The sequence below is a fragment of the Pseudooceanicola nitratireducens genome (assembly GCF_900109195.1).
Classification (GTDB): Bacteria; Pseudomonadota; Alphaproteobacteria; order Rhodobacterales; family Rhodobacteraceae; genus Pseudooceanicola; species Pseudooceanicola nitratireducens.
In genome coordinates, this window is sequence record NZ_FNZG01000001.1 from 70231 (window position 1) to 88039 (window position 17809).

Here is a 17809-nt window from a genome sequence, read left to right on the forward strand (position 1 = left end):
TCTGCGCCCTTGCGGCGCAGACACTTGGAACCTGTGCCGCGATGGTGTGTTGTCCCTTGAAGACAAAAGGGACAGACCACGTATGAAATCCATGATTTTTGCCCTGCTGACCGCGCTCATCCTGCCCCTGCAGGCCATGGCGCAGGAGGCAGCGCAGGAACCCGCCCCGAATGAAACGGCTTCTGAACAGGCCGCCGATCAACCCGCTGACAAAAGCAGCCTCGACCTGTTGCTGGACGTGATCGAGGATGACAGCGCCCGCGCCAAGCTGATCGAACAGCTGCGCGACGCCGGGGCCGATGCCGCCGCCACCCCCGATCAGATCGTGGAAACGCTTTCCGACGGCACGCCGCCGCCGGAAAGCCTGTCCTTTGGGCGGCGCATCGCCATCATCACCCAGGACGCGGCCGAGGATCTTGCCGGAAGCGTCACCGCCGTCTGGACCCAGATGACCACCGCACCCGCCGTCTTCGACGGGCTGCGCGGCAATGAGCTGACCGTGTTGTGGGAGGCGTTTCAGGAGCTGATCTTCGTCATCGCCGCCACGATCGTCGTCTACCTGGTGCTGCGCCGCATCGGAAAGTCGATCTATGTGCGGATGGGGGCCTCGGCCCGCGACGGCGGCTTCGCCCGCACCGCGACGCTATACGTGGCCTCGGGCTTCATCGACGTGCTGAACGTGGTGATCGCCTGGGCTGCCGGCTATGCCATCGCCACGCTGGCGCTTGGTGAATTCGGCCAAATCGGCATCCGTCAGACGCTTTATCTGAACGCCTTCCTGCTGGTCGAAATGGCCAAGGTTGCAGTGCGGCTGGTGCTGTCGCCCTCGGCCACGCATCTGCGGCCCATCCCGATCGGCGACCGCGCTGCGCGCTACCTGTCGTCGCGCCTGAACCTGCTGATCTCGATCGGGGGCTATGGTCAGCTGCTGATCGTGCCGATCATCAATGCCAATGCCTCTTACGCGGCGGGCCGGGCGGTTTCGACGCTGATCGCCTTCCTGATCCTGGCCATTGCGGTGGTTCTGGTTGTGCGCAACCGCAAACCTGTGGCGGACTGGATGCTGGGCACCAATGACCCGCTTCCCGCCGGGGCCGAGCCGCCGGAACACGTGGCCCAGGCGCTGGCCGATCCCGACACCGCCGTCGCGGCCGAGGCCGTTACGCCCGAAGACACCGCTGCCGGCCTTCAGCCCGCGCTGGCCGCCGAACCGGCCCCGCGCCGTCGCACCGGCACGCTGCATTTCCTGGCCAGCCACTGGCACTGGCCCGCGCTGGCCTATCTGCTGGTGATGTTCCTGATCGTCCTGGTGCGTCCCGGCGATGCGGCCTTCCGGTCCTTCGTGGCCTCGGGGCAGGTTGCCGTGATCGGTCTGATCGGCCTGGCCATCTCCGGCGCGATCAGCCGGACCATGGCGCGCGGCGTGTCCCTTCCCGAAGGGATCAACGCCCGGATGCCTTTGCTGGAAACCCGGCTGAACCGCTTTGTGCCGCGGGTGTTGTTCGTGCTGCGCCTGGTGATCTTTGCCGCCGTCGTCGCGGTGGCGCTGAACGCCATCGACCTGATTGACCTGCGCGCCTGGATGACCAGCCAGTTCGGGGCCCAGCTGACCAGCGCCTTCTTCTCGGTCTTTGCCATCCTTGTGGTCGGCTTCCTGATCTGGCTTGGCCTGACGTCGTGGGTGGATTACCGGCTGAACCCGGAATACGGCAACGTGCCCACGGCGCGGGAACGCACCCTGCTGACCCTGCTGCGCAATGCCGCGACCATCGCCCTGGTGATCATTACCTCGATGTTCGCCCTATCCGAGATCGGCCTGGACATCGCGCCGCTTCTGGCCTCGGCCGGGGTGCTGGGTCTGGCCATCGGTTTCGGTGCCCAGAAGATGGTGCAGGACATCATCACCGGCATCTTCATCCAGTTCGAGAACGCGATGAACGTGGGCGACGTCGTCACCGTTGGCGGCACAACCGGCACGGTGGAACGCCTGACGATCCGTTCGGTGTCGCTGCGCGACGTGGCGGGGGCCTTTCACATCATCCCCTTCTCGTCGGTGGACATGGTCACAAACTACATGCGCGATTTCGGCTACTTCGTCTGTGACATGGGCGTGGCCTACCGCGAGAACGTCGAAGAGGTGAAGCAAGCCATGCTCGACGCCTTCGAGGAGCTGCGCGGCGATCCCGACCAGGCCGCCAAGATCATCGCCGATCTGGAATGGTTCGGTCTGCAATCCTTTGGCGACAGCGCCGTGGTCTGCCGGGCGCGCATCAAATGTGTGCCGGGGCAGCAATGGGGCGTTGGCCGGGCCTATAACGGGGTGCTCAAGCAGGTCTTCGACGACCGCAACATCGAAATCCCCTTCCCGCATCAGACCATCTTCCTGGGCGAATCCAAGGACGGCAAGACGCAGACCTTCAAGGTCTCGCCGGACAAGCTGGCCGCCGGGACTCAGGACTGAGGTCGGATTTTCGAAGAAAAGGGTGGGTCGCCGGTTATTCGCCGGCGATCCCCGATTGCGCCATGCACTGGCGTAGGACGGCCCGCGGGGCCTGGCCATCCTCGGCCGTCAGAACACAGTCAAAGGCCGTGTTCAGTGCGGCCTGATCGCAGTCCAGCCGCGCATAGGTCGCGCTAAGGGCGTCCAGCCGCGCAATGGCGGAATCCACCTGTGCCGTCTTCCCGTCACCCAGCCCCTGGATCATCTCAAGCCAGACGGATCCGGCCATCTGACCAACCAGGGAACAGCGTTCAGCCGTCTGGGCAATCGCCCCGCCAGAGGTCAGGGCGAGCGAGGCCAGGACGGCCGGAAACAGGATTTTCATACGATGGACTTCCTTCTAGCAATCACTGTGCCGCCAATCGCGGCCAGCAAAAGCCAGAGCGGCGCAGGCAACGGTACTGCGGGCGGCATCTGCTGGGCAAGCGAATTGCCCGTGCCCGCAGACGCGCCGGCGACAGTTGTGCCCGTGGTGCCGGTGGCAAAGGGATTGCCCGCCTGGCCGGCCCCGATGGCCCCCAGGTAGGATCCATTCGCCTGATCGAACAGATAGGCCGTCGGGTTCGGGGCCTCGCCCGCGCCGGCGGAATTGCCCAGCACGGCGACAACGCCATCGCCAAAGGCCACGTCCGACCCGAAGTCGATCACGCCGTCGGGGGCCGCAAAGCGTTGCAGCACGTCGCCGGTTTCGCTGTCGAACAGATAGGCCAGACCGCTGCCGGGGGTGGCGTCGGACGCGCCCACGGCCAGGGTCTTGCCGCGCAGCGCCACGGAATAGCCAAAGCCTGCAGCGCCCGCAGGGTCGGTGAACTTGCCAAGCGACGCGCCGGTGGTGCCGTCGAACAGATAGACCGCACCGGTGCCGCCCACGGCGACCAAATTGTCACCGACGGCCACAGCGCCGCCGATGCCGGCATCCGCCTCGGCCTCGGCCGAGCGCAGGCGCAGAAGGTTGGTCTGGGTCAGCGTGTCAAAAAGATAGACGCCGCCGTCCCCCGAGGTGAAGCCGTCGATCACGCCAAAAGGCCCGGCCTGCGCGGTGGTCACGCCATCCGGATCCTCTCCGCAGCGGGTCAAGGACAGGCGGCAGATCGCCTGATTGATCGGCGTGTCGAAGTTGAACCCGACGCCCGAGCCCTGACCCGCGATCCAGGCCAGCGCCGATGCAGGAAGCAGAGAGGCCGCGACCCGGCCCACACCTTCATTCGGGATCGTCAGGGCGTTTGCCCCCGAAACCAGAGACAATAGCGCGGCCGACGCGAGGATTGTTTTGAAATAACGCTTCATATCTATCACAGGCCCTGTTTTTGGCAGGGCATCGACACTATGTGGCCGCAATTCACCGGTCAATCCGCCAGCCCCGCGACAGAGCGTTTCCGTCACGGCAACGCTGTACACAGGTTGCAGGATCAGGGGCCTGCAAAGGCAGGGCAGGGATGTGGAGAAGACGGGAGGATCAGGCCAGGACCCGGACATGAAAAAAGCCGCCTCGAAGAGACGGCTTTTGTCGTGGTCTTGCCCGAAGTTCTTAGCCCTGGCGAGCTTTGAACTTGCGCTGCGTCTTGTTGATCACATAGACGCGGCCTTTGCGGCGCACGACGCGGCAATCGCGGTGGCGCTGCTTCAGCGAGCGGAGCGAGTTACGGACCTTCATGGCCATCTCCTTCTTCGCGGCGCGGCGAGCGCCTGATTCGCAATCTGACCCGGGGCCTTGCAGCCGGGGGCCGGTGAAAATGGTGGGCGGTACAAGGATCGAACTTGTGACCCCTTCGATGTCAACGAAGTGCTCTACCGCTGAGCTAACCGCCCATTTTCCCGATGCAGGTTGCGCCCCCTAATCAAAAGGGGCGCGGGGTGTCCCGCGCCGGTTCGCGTGTCTATAATCAGAGTCGCGGGAGGGATCAAGCCTTTTGGAGCCGAAAGTTTTCGGTCTAAATGGGGATATAGGGGATTGCCCATGACCAACGCCGCTTTCGACCTGTTTCTTCCCGAGATTCTGACCACTTCGGTGGTCTTTGCCTCGCCCCATTCGGGTCGGGATTACAGTGATTCTTTCCTGAACGAATCGATTCTGGACCGGCGGACGATCCGATCCTCGGAAGATGCCTTCGTCGGAGAGCTTTTTGCATCTGCCCCCGGCCACGGCGCGCCGCTGCTCGTCGCCCGGGCCCCGCGCGCCTATGTCGATCTGAACCGCAGCCCGGACGAGCTGGATCCGGCCGTGGTCGATGGCCTGTCGCGGGTCAGCCACAATCCCCGCGTCGCCTCGGGGCTGGGGGTGATTCCCCGCGTGGTGGCCAATGGGCGGGCGATCTATCGCGGCAAGCTGCCCCTGGCCGAGGCGCGGCAGCGGCTGGAGGACAGCTGGCATCCCTATCATGACTGCCTGGCCGAGCTTCTGGCCGGCGCGCGCCGCAGTTTTGGCGAAGCGATCCTGATCGATTGCCATTCCATGCCGCGCGAGGCCGTGACCTGCATTTCCCGCAGCGGTGCCCGCCGGCCCGACGTGGTGCTGGGCGATCGCTTCGGGGCCTCGGCCGGCGTGGCGGTGACCGACCGGATCGAGGAGATCCTGAAAGCGGCTGGCCTGACGGTGGCGCGCAACACGCCCTTCGCCGGGGCCTTCGTGACCCAGCACTACGGCCGCCCCCTGCGCGGCCAGCACGCGGTGCAGCTTGAGATCGACCGGTCGCTTTACATGGACGAGGCGCGGATCGAGCCGCGTTCGGATTTCGCCGAGTTCCAGGCGCTGATCGCGGGTGTCGCGGCAGAGCTGGCCGAGATAGGCCGTGCCGCCCGCCCCCTGGCCGCCGAATGATCCGCCGAATGATCCGCGACCAATCCGTGCGACTCTGATCCAATTGCGCGCCTGCGGCGCACGTGATTTTATTTGCCCTCCCTGCAGGGAGGGCGGGGCCTCCGGCGGGGATATTTTCGAAAACCAAAGAGCATGAAAAAGCCCCCCGGGGGGAACCCGGGAGGCTTTGGTATCGGCACCGGCCGTTCAGGAAACGCGCGAACAGGACGAACGGGCCGGTGCCCCCTGCCCGAGGGCGGGGATTCGGTCTGGGCGGGTTATTCGCCGCCGCCCAGCTGATGGACGTAGGTGGCCACGGCGCGGATCTGCGCTTCGGTCAGGCGGTCGCTCCAGCCCGGCATCTGGCCGTAGCGGGCGTTCCAGACCGTTTCGCGGATCGAGTCGAAGTCGCCGCCATAGAGCCAGATAGCATCGGCGAGGTTCGGTGCACCCTGGGCGCGGTCGCCGGTGCCGTCTTCGGCGTGGCAGGAGGCGCAATTGTCCGCGAAGACCGTTTCGCCATGAGCCACCAGCGAGGCGTCCATCGGATCGCCCGACAGTGACATCACGTAGTTGACCACCGCGTCGATATCGCCGTTTTCCAGCAGGTCATCGCGGCCGAAGGCGGGCATTTCCGACTGGCGGAGGTAATCGCCATCCGCATCGGCCTGCTGGCGGATGCCGACGGTGATCGTTTCGTGGATCGTCTCGATGTCGCCGCCCCAGAGCCAGTCGTCGTCCAGCAGGTTGGGATAGCCCTTGGCACCGGCGGCACCCGACCCGTGGCACTGGGCGCACCAGGTCTTGAACACGGCCGCACCGGCATTCAGCGCGTAGGAGTTCAGATCGGCATCAGCAGGGATCGCCGTCAGATCCGTCATCGCCAGCTTTTCGGTGATCGCGGCGTTCGACTGGTTGACCGCCTCGATCTCGGCCGCGACTTCGGCGCGGGTCGAATGGCCCAGGATCCCGGCGGTGGCCTGGTTCACCAGCGGCCAGGCGGGGTAGAGGATCGTGTAGATCACGCCCCAGACGATGCAGGCGTAGAAGGTCCACAGCCACCAGCGGGGCAGGGGGGTGTTGAGTTCCTCGATCCCGTCCCAGCTGTGGCCCGTCGTGCCATGTTTGTCTTTAAGATCGCTCATCTCAGGCCTCCTTTGCGACCTGGTCCGCTTGCGCGGGTTTCGTTTCGTTCCGGAACGGGATGTCTGCAGTGTCGGCGTAGGTCCGGCGGCTTCCCGGCCGGAAGACCCAGAGGATCACTCCGACGAAGAAGCTGAAGAGCGCCAGCAGCATCCAGCTGTCTGCGAATTCCCGAAGGATGGAATAGGTGTCCATGGTCGCCCCCTTACCGGCTTGCATCAGGCGTGAAGGTCGAGAAATCGACCAGCGTGCCCAGCATCTGGAGATAGGCGATCAGGGCGTCCATCTCGGACACGCCGGGGCGGCCGTCGAAGTTGCGCACCTGAACCTTGTCACCGTAGCGTTCGACCAGCCCGTCCCAGTCGCTGTCGGGATCGGCCTGGGCGGCGAAATCCGCCTGCGCCTCGGAGAGCATCTCGTCCGAGTAGGGGACGCCGACGAAGGCATGGGTGGACATGATGTCCTGGATGTATTCGCCGTCGATCAGCGTGTTTTCCAGGTAGCCGTATTTCGGCATCACCGATTCCGGCACCACCGACTGCGGGTCGCGCAGGTGGTCCACATGCCATTCATCCGAGTAGCGGCCGCCGACACGGGCGAGGTCAGGCCCCGTCCGTTTCGATCCCCACTGGAACGGGTGGTCGTACTTCGATTCCGCCGCCAGCGAGTAGTGGCCGTAACGCTCGACCTCGTCGCGCATCGGGCGGATCATCTGGGAGTGGCAGACATAGCAGCCCTCGCGGATGTAGATGTCGCGCCCGGTCAGCTCCAGCGGGGTGTAGGGGCGCATGCCCTCTACATCCTCGATGGTGTTTTCCAGGTAGAACAGCGGCGCGATCTCGACGATGCCACCCACGGTCACGACCGCGAAGGACAGGGCCAGCAGAAGCGTCGCGTTCTTTTCCAGAACCTTGTGTTTATCAAGAATTCCCATTGCTCTTGGTCCTTATTCCGCGGGCACGAGGCCGTTGTTGCTTTGCACCGCCGGCTGGCGTGTCACGGTGAGCCAGAGGTTGACGCACATGATCACGGCACCCGCCAGGAACAGCACGCCGCCCAGACCCCGCACGATGTACATCGGCAGTTTCGCGGCCACGGTGTCGGCGAAGGAGTTCACGAGGAAGCCGTTCGCATCCACTTCACGCCACATCAGGCCTTCCATGATGCCGGTCACCCACATGGACGCCGCGTAGAGAACGATCCCGATCGTGGCGAGCCAGAAGTGCCAAGAGACCATCGACAGGCTGTACAGCCGTTCGCGGTTCCACAGTTTCGGCACCAGGAAGTAGAGCGCGCCGAAGGTGATCATGCCGTTCCAGCCAAGCGCGCCGGAGTGCACGTGACCAATGGTCCAGTCGGTGTAATGCGACAGCGAGTTCACCGCCTTGATCGACATCATCGGGCCTTCGAAGGTCGACATGCCGTAGAAGCCGACAGCGATCACCATCATCCGGATCACCGGGTCGGTGCGCAGCTTGTCCCAGGCCCCGGACAGCGTCATCAGGCCGTTGATCATGCCGCCCCAGCTGGGCATCCACAGCACGACTGAGAACACCATGCCGAGCGTCGAGGCCCAGTCAGGCAGCGCGGTGTAATGCAGGTGGTGCGGACCGGCCCAGATATAAAGGAAGATCAGCGCCCAGAAGTGGATGATCGACAGCTTGTAGCTATAGACCGGGCGTTCGGCCTGTTTGGGGATGAAGTAGTACATCATGCCCAGGAAGCCCGCAGTCAGGAAGAAGCCCACGGCGTTGTGGCCGTACCACCACTGGGTCATGGCGTCCTGCACGCCGGACATCACCTGCACCGACTTGGACCCCCAGATCGACACCGGGATCGACAGGTTGTTGACCACATGCAGCATGGCGACGGTCACGATGAAGCTCAGGTAGAACCAGTTGGCCACATAGATGTGGCGTTCCTTGCGCATGATCACCGTGCCCAGGAAGACGGCCAGGTAGACCACCCAGACGATCGTCAGCCAGAGGTCGATGTACCATTCGGGTTCGGCGTATTCCTTGGACTGCGATCCGCCCAGAACATAGGACAGCGCCGCCATCACGATGAACAGCTGGTAGCCCCAGAAGACGAACCATGCGGCGTTGCCGCCCCACAGGCGCGTCGCGCTGGTGCGCTGAACCACGTAGAAGGACGTCGCCAGAAGCGCGTTGCCGCCAAAGGCGAAGATCACCGCGCTGGTGTGCAGCGGGCGCAGGCGGCCGAAGTTCAGGATGCCCTGAGACCATTCGAAGTTGAGAACCGGAAAGGCCAGCTGGAAGGCGATCACGATGCCGACCAGGAAGCCGACCACGCCCCAGAAGGCAGTGGCGATCACGCCATAGCGGACCACCCCGTCCATGTATTCGCCGGAAACATCCGGCTTGGTCGCTGAATCATCTGCATTCCGCAGCGTCCACAGAAACAAACCGCCCGCGGTCAGCATGACCACAAGCGCGTTCACCATATATGCCAGGTCGCGCGCATAATTGGCCGCAATCGCCCCGAAAAGGGTGATGAGGCCAAGCGCGACAAGCTTGATCGAATTCGTCATATCGCGTCCCTTCGTCTGTCCTTTGCAGGCACGAATCCCCTGCCTGTCGGATGAATCGACTGCAGGCTTTCTGCCGACAGGGGCGGGGCGCGGCTTTGATCTGCGTCAAGATTTCCGAAAACTCGAAGGAATGGGGGCGGGGCGTGTCGCGTCCGGGTTTCGCCGGTCGCGGCCAATTTGATGCGTATCAAGGCGGCGGGGCGCGGGCTCTGCTTGGATCGGGGCAGACAAGCCTGAATCCAAAGGAGGACATCATGGCGATCAAGACAATATCGACGATCCTGACGGACAAGGCGCTGGTCAAACCCGTCCTCGACGCCGCATCCACCCTGGCCCTGAACGTCGACGCGCATATCGACGCGCTATGCCTGGGCGTGGACCGGTCCCAGATGGGGTATTACTACGCCGGGGCCAATGCCGCGATCCTGCAAGAGGCGATTTCCCGCGCCGGAGCCGAGGCCGAGGAGATCGAGGAGGCCGCCAAGGCCGCCCTCGCCCTGACCGACACCCGTTGGGGCACCGACACCGGCGTGGCGCAGATGGCCGACCTGGGCCGCCACGTCGCCCAGCACGCGCGGTTCTCGGACCTGGTGGTTCTGCCGAAGCCCTACGGCAAGGACGCCGGGATCGAGCTTGAGCCCGTGGTCGAGGCCGCGATGTTCGAAGGCCGTGCCCCCTTGCTGATCGTGCCCCAGGCCGACCAGGTGGCGAAACTGCCGGAAACCGCGCTGCTGTGCTGGAACGAAAGCCCGGAATCCCTGGCGGCGATCAAGGCGTCGCTGCCGCTGCTGGCGCAGGTCGACCGGGTGCATATTGCCATCATCGACCCGCCGGTGCATGGGCCCAACCGGTCCGATCCGGGCGGAATGCTGGCGGCCTGGCTGGCGCGCCACGGGGTGAAGGCGGAAATTGACGTGCTGGCCAAGACCATGCCGCGTATCTCTGACATGATCCGCCGCCACGCCGAGGATACCAGCGCCGACCTGATCGTCATGGGCGGCTACGGCCATTCCCGCTTCCGCGAGGCGATCCTGGGCGGGGCCACCCGCAACATGCTGGAAGAGGCCGAGGTGCCGGTGCTTCTGGCGCACTGACCGGCACACCCCAGAAACCGGAAGGACCGGCGCAAACCCGCGCCGGTCCTTTCCATTCCGTAGGGCCTTGGCCTGGACCGATCAGTCCAGCATGCCGCCGTCGCTGTCGTCGCCAGCCTCTTCCAGCAGACGCTCCATATCCGGGATCGTCACGTGGCGCTTGCCTTCCAGCACGATCACCCCGTCCCGTTTCAGGGCCGAGATTTGGCGGCTGACCGTTTCCAGCGTCAGGCCCAGGTAATCCGCCATCGCCTCGCGCGTCAGGGGCAGATCGAAGACCAGCGGCCCGTTCTTGGCGTTCAGGTGAAGCGAGGCATCGCGCCGCGCGATGATCGCCAGAAGCGACGCGATCTTTTCCCGTGCGGTCTTACGCCCCAGCACCAGCATCCATTCCCGCGCAGCGTCCAATTCGTCCAGCGTCATCTGCAACAGGCGCTGCGCGATATGCGGCGTGGTCTCCATCATCTTCTCAAAGGGCTTCTTGCGGAAACAGCACATCACCAGATCGGTGGTGGCGACCACGTCATAGGCGGCCCCGCTGCGCCCCGGACGGCCGACGAAATCCGACGGCAGAAGCAGCCCGACCATCTGGGTGCGCCCGTCCTCCATCGTCTGGCTCAGCGTGGCGATGCCCGACACGACCGAGCCGACGAAATCCATCTTGTCGCCCGACCAGATGATGTGCTGGCCGGCCTCGAAGCTGCGGTAATACTTGATCTCTTCCAGCAGCTCCAATTCGTCCGCCTCACAGCGGGCACAGACCGCACGGTGCCGGATCGGGCAGCTTTCGCAATGGATGTGGTCGGTCTGAACGGGGTCGAGAAGCATGAACTTTTTACTTTTGATCTGGGTCAAAGATTTTGCCTGGACTTATATATTACAGCCAGAGGGATGAGGAGCAAAACCCAATTGGAGCGGCTGGGACTGTTTGACGCGAAAGTGCCGCGTTATACCAGTTATCCCACGGCCCCGCATTTTTCGGATGCCGTCGACGCCGCCCGGGTGACCCGGTGGATCGGGGCGATTCCCGAAGGCTCCCGCATCTCATTGTACGTGCATGTGCCCTTCTGCCGGCGGCTGTGCTGGTTCTGCGCCTGCCGCACGCAAGGCACCCAAAGCGATGCGCCGGTTGCGGCCTATCTGACTGTTCTGCAACAGGAATTGGCGCTTTTGGCGCGTCACCTGCCCAAGGGCGTGACCCTGTCGCGGCTGCATTGGGGCGGGGGGACGCCGACGCTTCTGTCGCCCGCGATGATCACCGATCTGGCCGGGGCCATCGCGGCCCTTGCCCCCTTTGCACCGGGCTATGAATTCTCGGTCGAGGTCGATCCCAACGAAATTGACACACCCCGTCTTGCAGCCCTGACGCTTGCGGGGATGAACCGCGCCTCGATCGGGGTTCAGGACTTCGATCCGCTGATCCAGACCTCGATCGGGCGCGAACAAAGCTTCGAGGTCACGCGCGACGTCACCATGGCCCTGCGCGAGGCCGGGGTGAACAGCCTGAACGCCGACATCCTGTTTGGCCTGCCGCATCAGACCGGCCCGCGCATCACCGATTCCGTGCAGAAACTGCTTTCTCTCGCACCCGACCGGGTCGCGCTTTATGGCTATGCCCATGTGCCCTGGATGGCGCGGCGGCAGTCGATGCTGCCCTCGGATGCGCTGCCGACCCCGCCCGAGCGTCTTGACCTGTTCGAGACCGCGCGCCAGCTGTTCGTCTGGGACGGCTATGACGAGATCGGCATCGACCATTTCGCGCTGCCATCCGACGGCCTGTCCATCGCGCAGCGCAACGGGGGGCTGCGCCGCAACTTCCAGGGCTATACCGACGACCCGGCCGAGGTGCTGATCGGCATCGGGGCCTCTTCGATTTCGCGCTTCCCGCAGGGCTATGCCCAGAACGCGGCCGGGACCTCGGCCCATATTGCGGCCATCCGCGACGGGCGGTTTTCGACCGCGCGGGGCCATGCCTTTGCCGGGGACGACCGCCTGCGCGCCCGGATCATCGAGGCGCTGATGTGCGATTTCAGCGTCTCGACCCCGGCACTAACCGAGGCCTTCGGCACCTCGCCGGCGACCTTGCGCGCGATGTTCGACGCGGTGAACGCCCGGTTCGAAAGCTGTCTTGAGGTCACCGATCGGGGCCTGACGATCCCGCCCGCGGCGCGGCCCCTGACCCGCATGGTGGCCCGTGCCTTCGACGCCTTCGACGATCAGAAAACCCGCCATTCAAGCGCCATCTGACCCCGCAAGCAAAAAGCCGGCCCCCTTCAGGACCGGCCTTTTTCGTTCTTGAACGCCATGCCCCTGACAGGCGCGCAATCCGCATCGCGCGCCCCGGGCATCACCCCCGATCAGGGCTTCAGCGCGACCAGACCTTTCAGGATATCAATGGCATAGGCCAGCTGGTAATCCTCGTCGCGCAGCTTGGCGGCTTCTTCGGCCTCGGCGCGCTCTTCCTCGATCTGGCGGATCTCATCCTCGCTCAGGCTGTCGTTGTTCAGCGCACCGCGCAGGTCCGCTTCAGACCGGTTGCGGCGTGCGGTGGTCTCTTCCTCTTCCTCCTCGCCGGGCAGGGCGCGGGGCGGCTGCTGGACGATGATGTCGGGCGAGACGCCAAGCGCCTGGATCGACCGGCCCGAGGGCGTGTAATAGCGCGCCGTGGTCAGACGCATCGCGCCGTCGCCACGCAGCGGCATGACCGTCTGGACCGAGCCTTTGCCGAAGGATTTCGTGCCCACGACGATGGCGCGGCGGTGATCCTGCAGTGCGCCTGCAACGATTTCCGACGCAGACGCCGAGCCGCCGTTGATCAGCACAACGATCGGCTTGCCTTCGATCAGGTCGCCGGGCGTCGCGTTGAACCGTTCCCCGTCCTCGGGGTTGCGGCCGCGGGTCGACACGATTTCGCCCTTCTCAAGGAAGGTATCGGCGACCTTGATCGCCTGGGTCAGCAGGCCGCCGGGGTTGTTGCGCAGGTCCAGCACGATGCCGTTGACCTCGTCCATGCCGCCGGCCGCTTCGATCTGGGCCTCAAGGCCTTCGACCAGGTTCGGGGTTGTCTGGTCGTTGAAGGTCGTCACCCGGGCAACGATGGCATGGCCTTCGGTGCGCACGCGGGCGGCGGTCAGCTTGATCGTGTCGCGGATGATCGAGACGTCGAAGGGCTCGGCCTCGCCTTCCCTGACCACGGTCACGACGATCTCAGACCCCACGGGGCCGCGCATCAGGTCGACCGCCTCGTCCAGGTTCAGGCCCAGAAGGCTTTCGCCGTCCACGTGGGTGATGAAATCTCCGGCCTCGATCCCGGCTTCGAAGGCGGGCGTGCCATCCATGGGCGAGACGACTTTGACAAAGCCCTCTTCCTGGGTGACCTCGATCCCGAGACCGCCGAATTCGCCCCGGGTCTGCACCCGCATCGCGGTGGCGTCATCGGGCGACAGGTAGGACGAATGCGGATCAAGAGAGGTGAGCATGCCGTCGATAGCCGCTTCGATCAGCTTGGATTCGTCCACTTCTTCCACGTATTGCGCGCGGATACGCTCGAAGATGTCGCCGAACAGGTCCAGCTGCTCGTAGACGTTGCTTGATCTTGCATTGTCCTGGGCCAGCAGCGGTGCCGCAACCTGTGTCGAACCCAGCAGGCCGGCGGTGATGCCGACCAGACCGGCGACGATATGTTTCTTCATGCTCTTATTCCTTCATCTCCCGGAACCACTCTGCGGGGTCCTGCGGGATATTGTCTTGTCGCACTTCCATATAGAGCGTTTCGCTCAATTCCGTATCGGCCCCGTTGCCATTGGTCTCGATCAGCATCGCCCCGAGGTCGGGGGTCGTCCCCCCCATCAACCCGATCGGCGCGCCGGCCGCAAGAATGTCACCCGAGGCACCATAGACCACGTCCAGCCCCGCGAATACGAACAATATGCCCGGTTCCGGTTCAAGGATCATCACATTTCCGAGGTCAAGCAAAGGCCCCCGGTAGCGGATTGTCGAGGCGACGGGCGATGTGACCAACGCCCGGGGGCGGGTCACCAGCACCACGCCGGGGCGGGTGATCCCGGCCGCATCCGCCTGGCCTGCGCGGCGCAGTACCCGGCCCTGGACCGGGCTGGGGATCTGCCCCTTGCGGTCGCGGACGCTTGGCAGATCCAGCGCGCGTTCGTTGCTGGCGATCTGCGTCAGCCCCGAGGCAAAGGCATCCAGCGTCTCGGTCGAGGCGATCAGAAGCGCGGTCTTGATGGGATCTTCGGTGAATTTGCGCGGCAGATCGCGGCGATCGGCCACGGCCTGGCTAAGATCGGTGCGGGCCTGCTGCACGCCGCGCAGCCCATCCGCCAGGATGGTCGCGGCGTTTTCCTGCAGCTGCCGCAGCACCCGGACCTCTTCCAGATCGGCGCGCAACCCGGCGGCCTGCTGGTCCAGCCCGCGCGAAACATCGGCGACGATCATCGCCGAACGTGCGGTGCCCACGGCCCCCGAAGGATGCAGGAAAACCGCCGGTGTGCCGGTGCCGCCCATCACCTGAAGCGTGCCCAGCAATTGGGCAATCTCGTCTTCGCGGGCATCAAGCCGGGCGCTCAGCTCGGCCTCTCGCGCGGCGACGCGGCGCAATCCGTCGCGCATCGCGGCCAGCCCGGCCTCGAAGGCGCGGGTGGTTTCGGTCAGCGCAGCGACGCGGTCGGGGGCTTCCTCGGCCTGGGCCAGCATGGTGACTGCGGCTTCGATATCCTGGGCGGCCTGGCGCGCGGCCTGCGCCGTGTCCAGCTGCCCGCCAGCCCCCTGCGCCAGGGCAAGGCCCGGCAGGCACAGCAGCGCGGCAAGCGCGGCAAGGCGGGCGGCACGGATCATGAAAGCAGGCTTTCCCCGGTCATTTCCTCGGGCTTCGGAAGGCCCATCAGCTCCAGCAGGGTCGGGGCCAGATCGGCCAGACGCCCCGCGCGCAGCTTGGCCCCCTCGGGCCCGCCGATCAAGGCCACGGGCACAAGGTTGGTGGTATGCGCAGTATGCGGCCCGCCGGTTTCGGGATCCACCATGACCTCGCAATTGCCGTGATCGGCGGTCAGGATCATCGCGCCGCCGGCCTTGTCCAGCGCCTCGACCACGCGGGCCAGGCCCCGGTCCACCGCCGCACAGGCGGCCATCGCAGCCTTCAGATCGCCGGTGTGACCCACCATGTCGGGATTGGCGTAATTGGTGACGATCAGGTCGTAGCCCTTTTCGATCGCGGCAACGAACTGGTCCGTGACCTCTTCGGACGACATCTCGGGTTGCAGGTCGTAGGTCGCGACCTTGGGCGAGAGCGGCATGAAGCGGTCTTCACCGTCCTTCTGGTTCTCGACCCCGCCGTCGAGGAAGAAGGTCACATGGGGGTATTTCTCGGTCTCGGCCAGGCGGAACTGGCTACGGCCCTGTTTCGCGACCCATTCGCCAAGCGTGTTGCGGATGTCCTGCTTGGGATAGCAGGTGGTCATGTAGGCGTTGTGGTCGGTGGAATAGTCGACCATGCCCAGAAGCGCGGCCCAATTCGGGCGGGCACCGGTGTCGAAGGCGTCGAACCCCGGCTCGCCTACGGCGCGCAGGATCTCGCGGGCGCGGTCGGCGCGGAAGTTCAGGCAGAAGAACCCGTCCCCGTCCTGCGCCCCGGCGTAGGAGCCGAGGACCGTGGGCGTGATGAATTCATCCGTCTCGCCGTTTTCATAGCCACGGGTGATGGCGGCATGGGCATTGGCGGATTTCTGACCGTCCCCGCGGACCATGGCGGAATAGGCCTCGGACACGCGGTCCCAACGGTTATCACGGTCCATGGCATAATACCGCCCCGAGAGCGTGGCGATCGAGGCCTCTTCGGGCAGCGCGTCTTCAAGGTCCGAGAGATAGCCATAGGCGGATTTCGGGGCCACGTCGCGCCCGTCGGTCACGGCATGGAAGGCGACCGGCACGCCCAGATCGGTCAGCGCATGGATCGCCGCCTTGATATGTTCGATATGGCCATGCACCCCGCCGTCCGAGACGAGACCCATCACATGCGCCGTGCCGCCGGTGGATTTCAGCGTTCGGGCAAATTCCAGAAGCGCGTCGTTCTTGGCAAAGGAGCCGTCTTCGATCGCCAGGTCGATCTGGCCCAGGTCCATCGCCACGACCCGGCCCGCGCCGATATTGGTGTGACCGACCTCGGAATTGCCCATCTGGCCGCGCGGCAGGCCCACGTCCGGCCCGTGCGTGATCAGCGTCGCATGGGGGCAGGTCGCCATGATGCGGTCATAGGTCGGGGTCTCGGCCAGGTGCGGGGCGTTGTCCTCGGTCCGGTCGGACAGACCCCAGCCGTCGAGAATGCACAGGACGACGGGTTTCGGATGGGACATGGGGCTGCTCCGGGCGTTTGTTCGGTGGTTGCGGGCTGTTTAGCGGCAAGCGGGTAGGGATTGAAGGTGGTATCCGGCCGCAATGGGCTGGTTTTCGGCGGGGCGTCCTGGGGAAGACCCTTTGGCTCTGCGCCTGCGGCGGGCGGGGGGAGGGGGCTGTCTGCCCCCTCTGCCGCCGCAAGCGGCGTCATTCACCCCCGAGGATATTTGTGAAAACCAAAGAGGCAGATCAGGTTCGATGGTAGGGGGAGCCGGCGAGGATCGTGGTGGCGCGGTAGATCTGTTCCGACAGCATCACCCGGACCAGCATATGCGGCCAGACCATTTTCCCGAAGGACAGGGACAGATCGGCGCGGGCGCGCAGGGCCGGGTCGATCCCGTCGGCCCCGCCGATGATGAAGGCGGTGTCGCGGATGCCGTCATCGCGCCAGCGGGCGAGCTGATCGGCAAAACCGGGAGAGGTCAGCAGCTTGCCCCGTTCGTCAAGGGCGACGATGCGGGCGTTCTCGGGCAGGGCGTTCGACAGCAGCGCGGCCTCGGCCGCCATGCCGCCGCCCTTCTTGTCCTCGACCTCTGTCACCGAGGCGGTGCCGAAGCCGAGGGCGCGTCCCGTACGCGTGGCGCGCATCAGGTAGTCGTTGATCAGATCGGCCTCGGGCCCCTTGCGCAGGCGCCCGACGGCGCAGATCGTCAGTTTCATGTGGTCCGTTCCGTGCCCTGCGGCGCAGGTTGCGCCCGATCAGGCCGGTTTGGCGTCGCCCTGGCCGGGCATCCACATCTTTTCCAGCTGATAGAAGTCGCGGACTTCGGGGCGGAAAACGTGAACAACCACGTCGCCGGTATCGATCAGGACCCAGTCACCGGTGTCCTTGCCTTCGACCTTTGCGGTGAACCCATAGGTCTGCTTGATCTTGTCGACCAGCTTTTCCGCCAGTGCCGCGACCTGGCGCGACGACCGGCCAGAGCAGATCACCATGAAGTCGCCCATGGACGACCGTCCGCGCAGATCGATCTGCACGATGTCTTCGGCCTTGTCGGATTCGAGGGAGGTCAGGATCAGGGAGAGTAGGGATTCGCTGATCGACGTGTCTTTCTGAGACGGGGTCCGTGCCGTCATTGGCGACCCTTTCGACGCGGTTTCAACCGCTGCAATGTCAAGTGACAGGACATTGTCCTCCTTGCTGCGCGCCGCCTGAGTCCCGGCGCTGGACATAGGCCAAATGTAACAGCCGCCAGATGTCATTTCAATAAAGCGGGGGAAGAAAGCCCCGGCGCGGGGCATTCATGCCGCAGGGCAGAATGCGGGCGGCGGGCGCGACGTTGGGGAAAGCCCTGGGAAAGTCTGGGGGCAAGGCT

Annotated in this window: 17 protein-coding genes and 1 tRNA gene; 4 read left to right on the forward strand and 14 right to left on the reverse strand. The window is 64.9% G+C overall.

The genetic code is table 11. From position 1 onward, the window contains the following. The first annotated feature begins 82 nt into the window (after positions 1–82). On the forward strand, positions 83–2461 hold the full coding sequence (locus BMX99_RS00340; RefSeq protein WP_093445827.1) for a mechanosensitive ion channel domain-containing protein: 2379 nt from the start codon (positions 83–85) through the stop codon (positions 2459–2461). Between the two features lie 34 nt (positions 2462–2495). Here the strand turns inward: BMX99_RS00340 and BMX99_RS00345 are convergent, their stop codons facing one another. From BMX99_RS00345 to BMX99_RS00360, 4 genes are all read right to left on the reverse strand, one after another. Next, positions 2496–2825, reverse strand: coding sequence for a hypothetical protein (locus BMX99_RS00345; protein WP_093445828.1), 330 nt, complete (start codon positions 2823–2825; stop codon positions 2496–2498). Further along, positions 2822–3787 (reverse strand): WD40 repeat domain-containing protein, encoded by a 966-nt coding sequence (locus BMX99_RS00350; RefSeq protein ID WP_093445829.1) that lies wholly within the window; start codon positions 3785–3787, stop codon positions 2822–2824. The genes BMX99_RS00345 and BMX99_RS00350 overlap by 4 nt, the downstream gene beginning before the upstream one ends. A 241-nt stretch (positions 3788–4028) precedes the next feature. Continuing rightward, complete coding sequence (gene ykgO, locus BMX99_RS00355) at positions 4029–4154, reverse strand: type B 50S ribosomal protein L36 (RefSeq protein WP_007255499.1); 126 nt, start codon at positions 4152–4154, stop codon at positions 4029–4031. An 80-nt stretch (positions 4155–4234) separates the two neighbouring features. Next, a tRNA-Val gene (locus tag BMX99_RS00360) sits at positions 4235–4309 on the reverse strand. Between the two features lie 148 nt (positions 4310–4457). On the opposite strand from BMX99_RS00360, the gene BMX99_RS00365 reads away from it, so the two are divergent. Beyond that, on the forward strand, positions 4458–5318 hold the full coding sequence (locus BMX99_RS00365) for an N-formylglutamate amidohydrolase (RefSeq protein WP_093445830.1): 861 nt from the start codon (positions 4458–4460) through the stop codon (positions 5316–5318). A 257-nt stretch (positions 5319–5575) separates the two neighbouring features. Here the strand turns inward: BMX99_RS00365 and ccoP are convergent, their stop codons facing one another. From ccoP to ccoN, 4 genes are read right to left on the reverse strand one after another with little or no spacing between them, the layout of a single operon-like run. Next, the gene (ccoP, locus tag BMX99_RS00370; protein ID WP_093445831.1) at positions 5576–6442 is read right to left on the reverse strand and encodes a cytochrome-c oxidase, cbb3-type subunit III; all 867 of its coding nucleotides are present in this window, start codon (positions 6440–6442) and stop codon (positions 5576–5578) included. A gap of 1 nt (position 6443) precedes the next feature. Then, on the reverse strand, positions 6444–6635 hold the full coding sequence (locus BMX99_RS00375; protein WP_093445832.1) for a cbb3-type cytochrome c oxidase subunit 3: 192 nt from the start codon (positions 6633–6635) through the stop codon (positions 6444–6446). A 10-nt stretch (positions 6636–6645) separates the two neighbouring features. Then, the gene (ccoO, locus tag BMX99_RS00380) at positions 6646–7374 is read right to left on the reverse strand and encodes a cytochrome-c oxidase, cbb3-type subunit II (protein WP_093445833.1); all 729 of its coding nucleotides are present in this window, start codon (positions 7372–7374) and stop codon (positions 6646–6648) included. A gap of 12 nt (positions 7375–7386) precedes the next feature. Then, positions 7387–8991, reverse strand: a complete 1605-nt coding sequence (ccoN, locus tag BMX99_RS00385) for a cytochrome-c oxidase, cbb3-type subunit I (RefSeq protein ID WP_093445834.1) — start codon at positions 8989–8991, stop codon at positions 7387–7389. Positions 8992–9245: 254 nt separating this feature from the next. Between ccoN and BMX99_RS00390 the strand changes: the two genes are divergently transcribed. After that, positions 9246–10085, forward strand: a complete 840-nt coding sequence (locus BMX99_RS00390; RefSeq protein ID WP_093448341.1) for a universal stress protein — start codon at positions 9246–9248, stop codon at positions 10083–10085. 81 nt (positions 10086–10166) lie between these two features. On the opposite strand, the gene fnrL is transcribed toward BMX99_RS00390, so the two are convergent. Continuing rightward, positions 10167–10913 carry a transcriptional regulator FnrL gene (gene fnrL, locus BMX99_RS00395; protein WP_093445835.1) on the reverse strand — a complete coding sequence of 249 codons (747 nt, stop codon included), beginning with the start codon at positions 10911–10913 and terminating at the stop codon, positions 10167–10169. 63 nt (positions 10914–10976) lie between these two features. Here fnrL and hemN point away from each other — a divergent pair, with 63 nt between their 5' ends. Beyond that, on the forward strand, positions 10977–12332 hold the full coding sequence (hemN, locus tag BMX99_RS00400) for an oxygen-independent coproporphyrinogen III oxidase (RefSeq protein WP_093445836.1): 1356 nt from the start codon (positions 10977–10979) through the stop codon (positions 12330–12332). Positions 12333–12442: 110 nt separating this feature from the next. On the opposite strand, the gene BMX99_RS00405 is transcribed toward hemN, so the two are convergent. The 5 genes from BMX99_RS00405 to rsfS all read right to left on the reverse strand — a co-directional run bounded on the left by BMX99_RS00405 (position 12443) and on the right by rsfS (position 17666). Then, positions 12443–13777: a S41 family peptidase gene (locus tag BMX99_RS00405; RefSeq protein WP_093445837.1), complete on the reverse strand. Its 1335-nt coding sequence runs from the start codon at positions 13775–13777 to the stop codon at positions 12443–12445. Positions 13778–13781: 4 nt separating this feature from the next. Then, on the reverse strand, positions 13782–14939 hold the full coding sequence (locus BMX99_RS00410; protein ID WP_093445838.1) for a murein hydrolase activator EnvC family protein: 1158 nt from the start codon (positions 14937–14939) through the stop codon (positions 13782–13784). Beyond that, positions 14936–16453, reverse strand: coding sequence for a 2,3-bisphosphoglycerate-independent phosphoglycerate mutase (gpmI, locus tag BMX99_RS00415; protein ID WP_093445839.1), 1518 nt, complete (start codon positions 16451–16453; stop codon positions 14936–14938). The genes BMX99_RS00410 and gpmI overlap by 4 nt, the downstream gene beginning before the upstream one ends. 229 nt (positions 16454–16682) lie before the next feature. After that, positions 16683–17153, reverse strand: coding sequence for a 23S rRNA (pseudouridine(1915)-N(3))-methyltransferase RlmH (rlmH, locus tag BMX99_RS00420; RefSeq protein ID WP_093445840.1), 471 nt, complete (start codon positions 17151–17153; stop codon positions 16683–16685). Between the two features lie 39 nt (positions 17154–17192). Further along, on the reverse strand, positions 17193–17666 hold the full coding sequence (gene rsfS / locus BMX99_RS00425) for a ribosome silencing factor (protein ID WP_093445841.1): 474 nt from the start codon (positions 17664–17666) through the stop codon (positions 17193–17195). Positions 17667–17809 lie beyond the last annotated feature (143 nt).

What these genes read in the sequence shown, in the direction of transcription:
- BMX99_RS00340 (WP_093445827.1), top strand. Translation starts at nt 83, where the DNA reads ATGAAATCCATGATTTTTGCCCTGCTGACCGCGCTCATCCTGCCCCTG.
- BMX99_RS00345 (WP_093445828.1), bottom strand. Translation starts at nt 2,825, where the DNA reads ATGAAAATCCTGTTTCCGGCCGTCCTGGCCTCGCTCGCCCTGACCTCT.
- BMX99_RS00350 (WP_093445829.1), bottom strand. Translation starts at nt 3,787, where the DNA reads ATGAAGCGTTATTTCAAAACAATCCTCGCGTCGGCCGCGCTATTGTCT.
- ykgO (WP_007255499.1), bottom strand. Translation starts at nt 4,154, where the DNA reads ATGAAGGTCCGTAACTCGCTCCGCTCGCTGAAGCAGCGCCACCGCGAT.
- BMX99_RS00365 (WP_093445830.1), top strand. Translation starts at nt 4,458, where the DNA reads ATGACCAACGCCGCTTTCGACCTGTTTCTTCCCGAGATTCTGACCACT.
- ccoP (WP_093445831.1), bottom strand. Translation starts at nt 6,442, where the DNA reads ATGAGCGATCTTAAAGACAAACATGGCACGACGGGCCACAGCTGGGAC.
- BMX99_RS00375 (WP_093445832.1), bottom strand. Translation starts at nt 6,635, where the DNA reads ATGGACACCTATTCCATCCTTCGGGAATTCGCAGACAGCTGGATGCTG.
- ccoO (WP_093445833.1), bottom strand. Translation starts at nt 7,374, where the DNA reads ATGGGAATTCTTGATAAACACAAGGTTCTGGAAAAGAACGCGACGCTT.
- ccoN (WP_093445834.1), bottom strand. Translation starts at nt 8,991, where the DNA reads ATGACGAATTCGATCAAGCTTGTCGCGCTTGGCCTCATCACCCTTTTC.
- BMX99_RS00390 (WP_093448341.1), top strand. Translation starts at nt 9,246, where the DNA reads ATGGCGATCAAGACAATATCGACGATCCTGACGGACAAGGCGCTGGTC.
- fnrL (WP_093445835.1), bottom strand. Translation starts at nt 10,913, where the DNA reads ATGCTTCTCGACCCCGTTCAGACCGACCACATCCATTGCGAAAGCTGC.
- hemN (WP_093445836.1), top strand. Translation starts at nt 10,977, where the DNA reads ATGAGGAGCAAAACCCAATTGGAGCGGCTGGGACTGTTTGACGCGAAA.
- BMX99_RS00405 (WP_093445837.1), bottom strand. Translation starts at nt 13,777, where the DNA reads ATGAAGAAACATATCGTCGCCGGTCTGGTCGGCATCACCGCCGGCCTG.
- BMX99_RS00410 (WP_093445838.1), bottom strand. Translation starts at nt 14,939, where the DNA reads ATGATCCGTGCCGCCCGCCTTGCCGCGCTTGCCGCGCTGCTGTGCCTG.
- gpmI (WP_093445839.1), bottom strand. Translation starts at nt 16,453, where the DNA reads ATGTCCCATCCGAAACCCGTCGTCCTGTGCATTCTCGACGGCTGGGGT.
- rlmH (WP_093445840.1), bottom strand. Translation starts at nt 17,153, where the DNA reads ATGAAACTGACGATCTGCGCCGTCGGGCGCCTGCGCAAGGGGCCCGAG.
- rsfS (WP_093445841.1), bottom strand. Translation starts at nt 17,666, where the DNA reads ATGTCCAGCGCCGGGACTCAGGCGGCGCGCAGCAAGGAGGACAATGTC.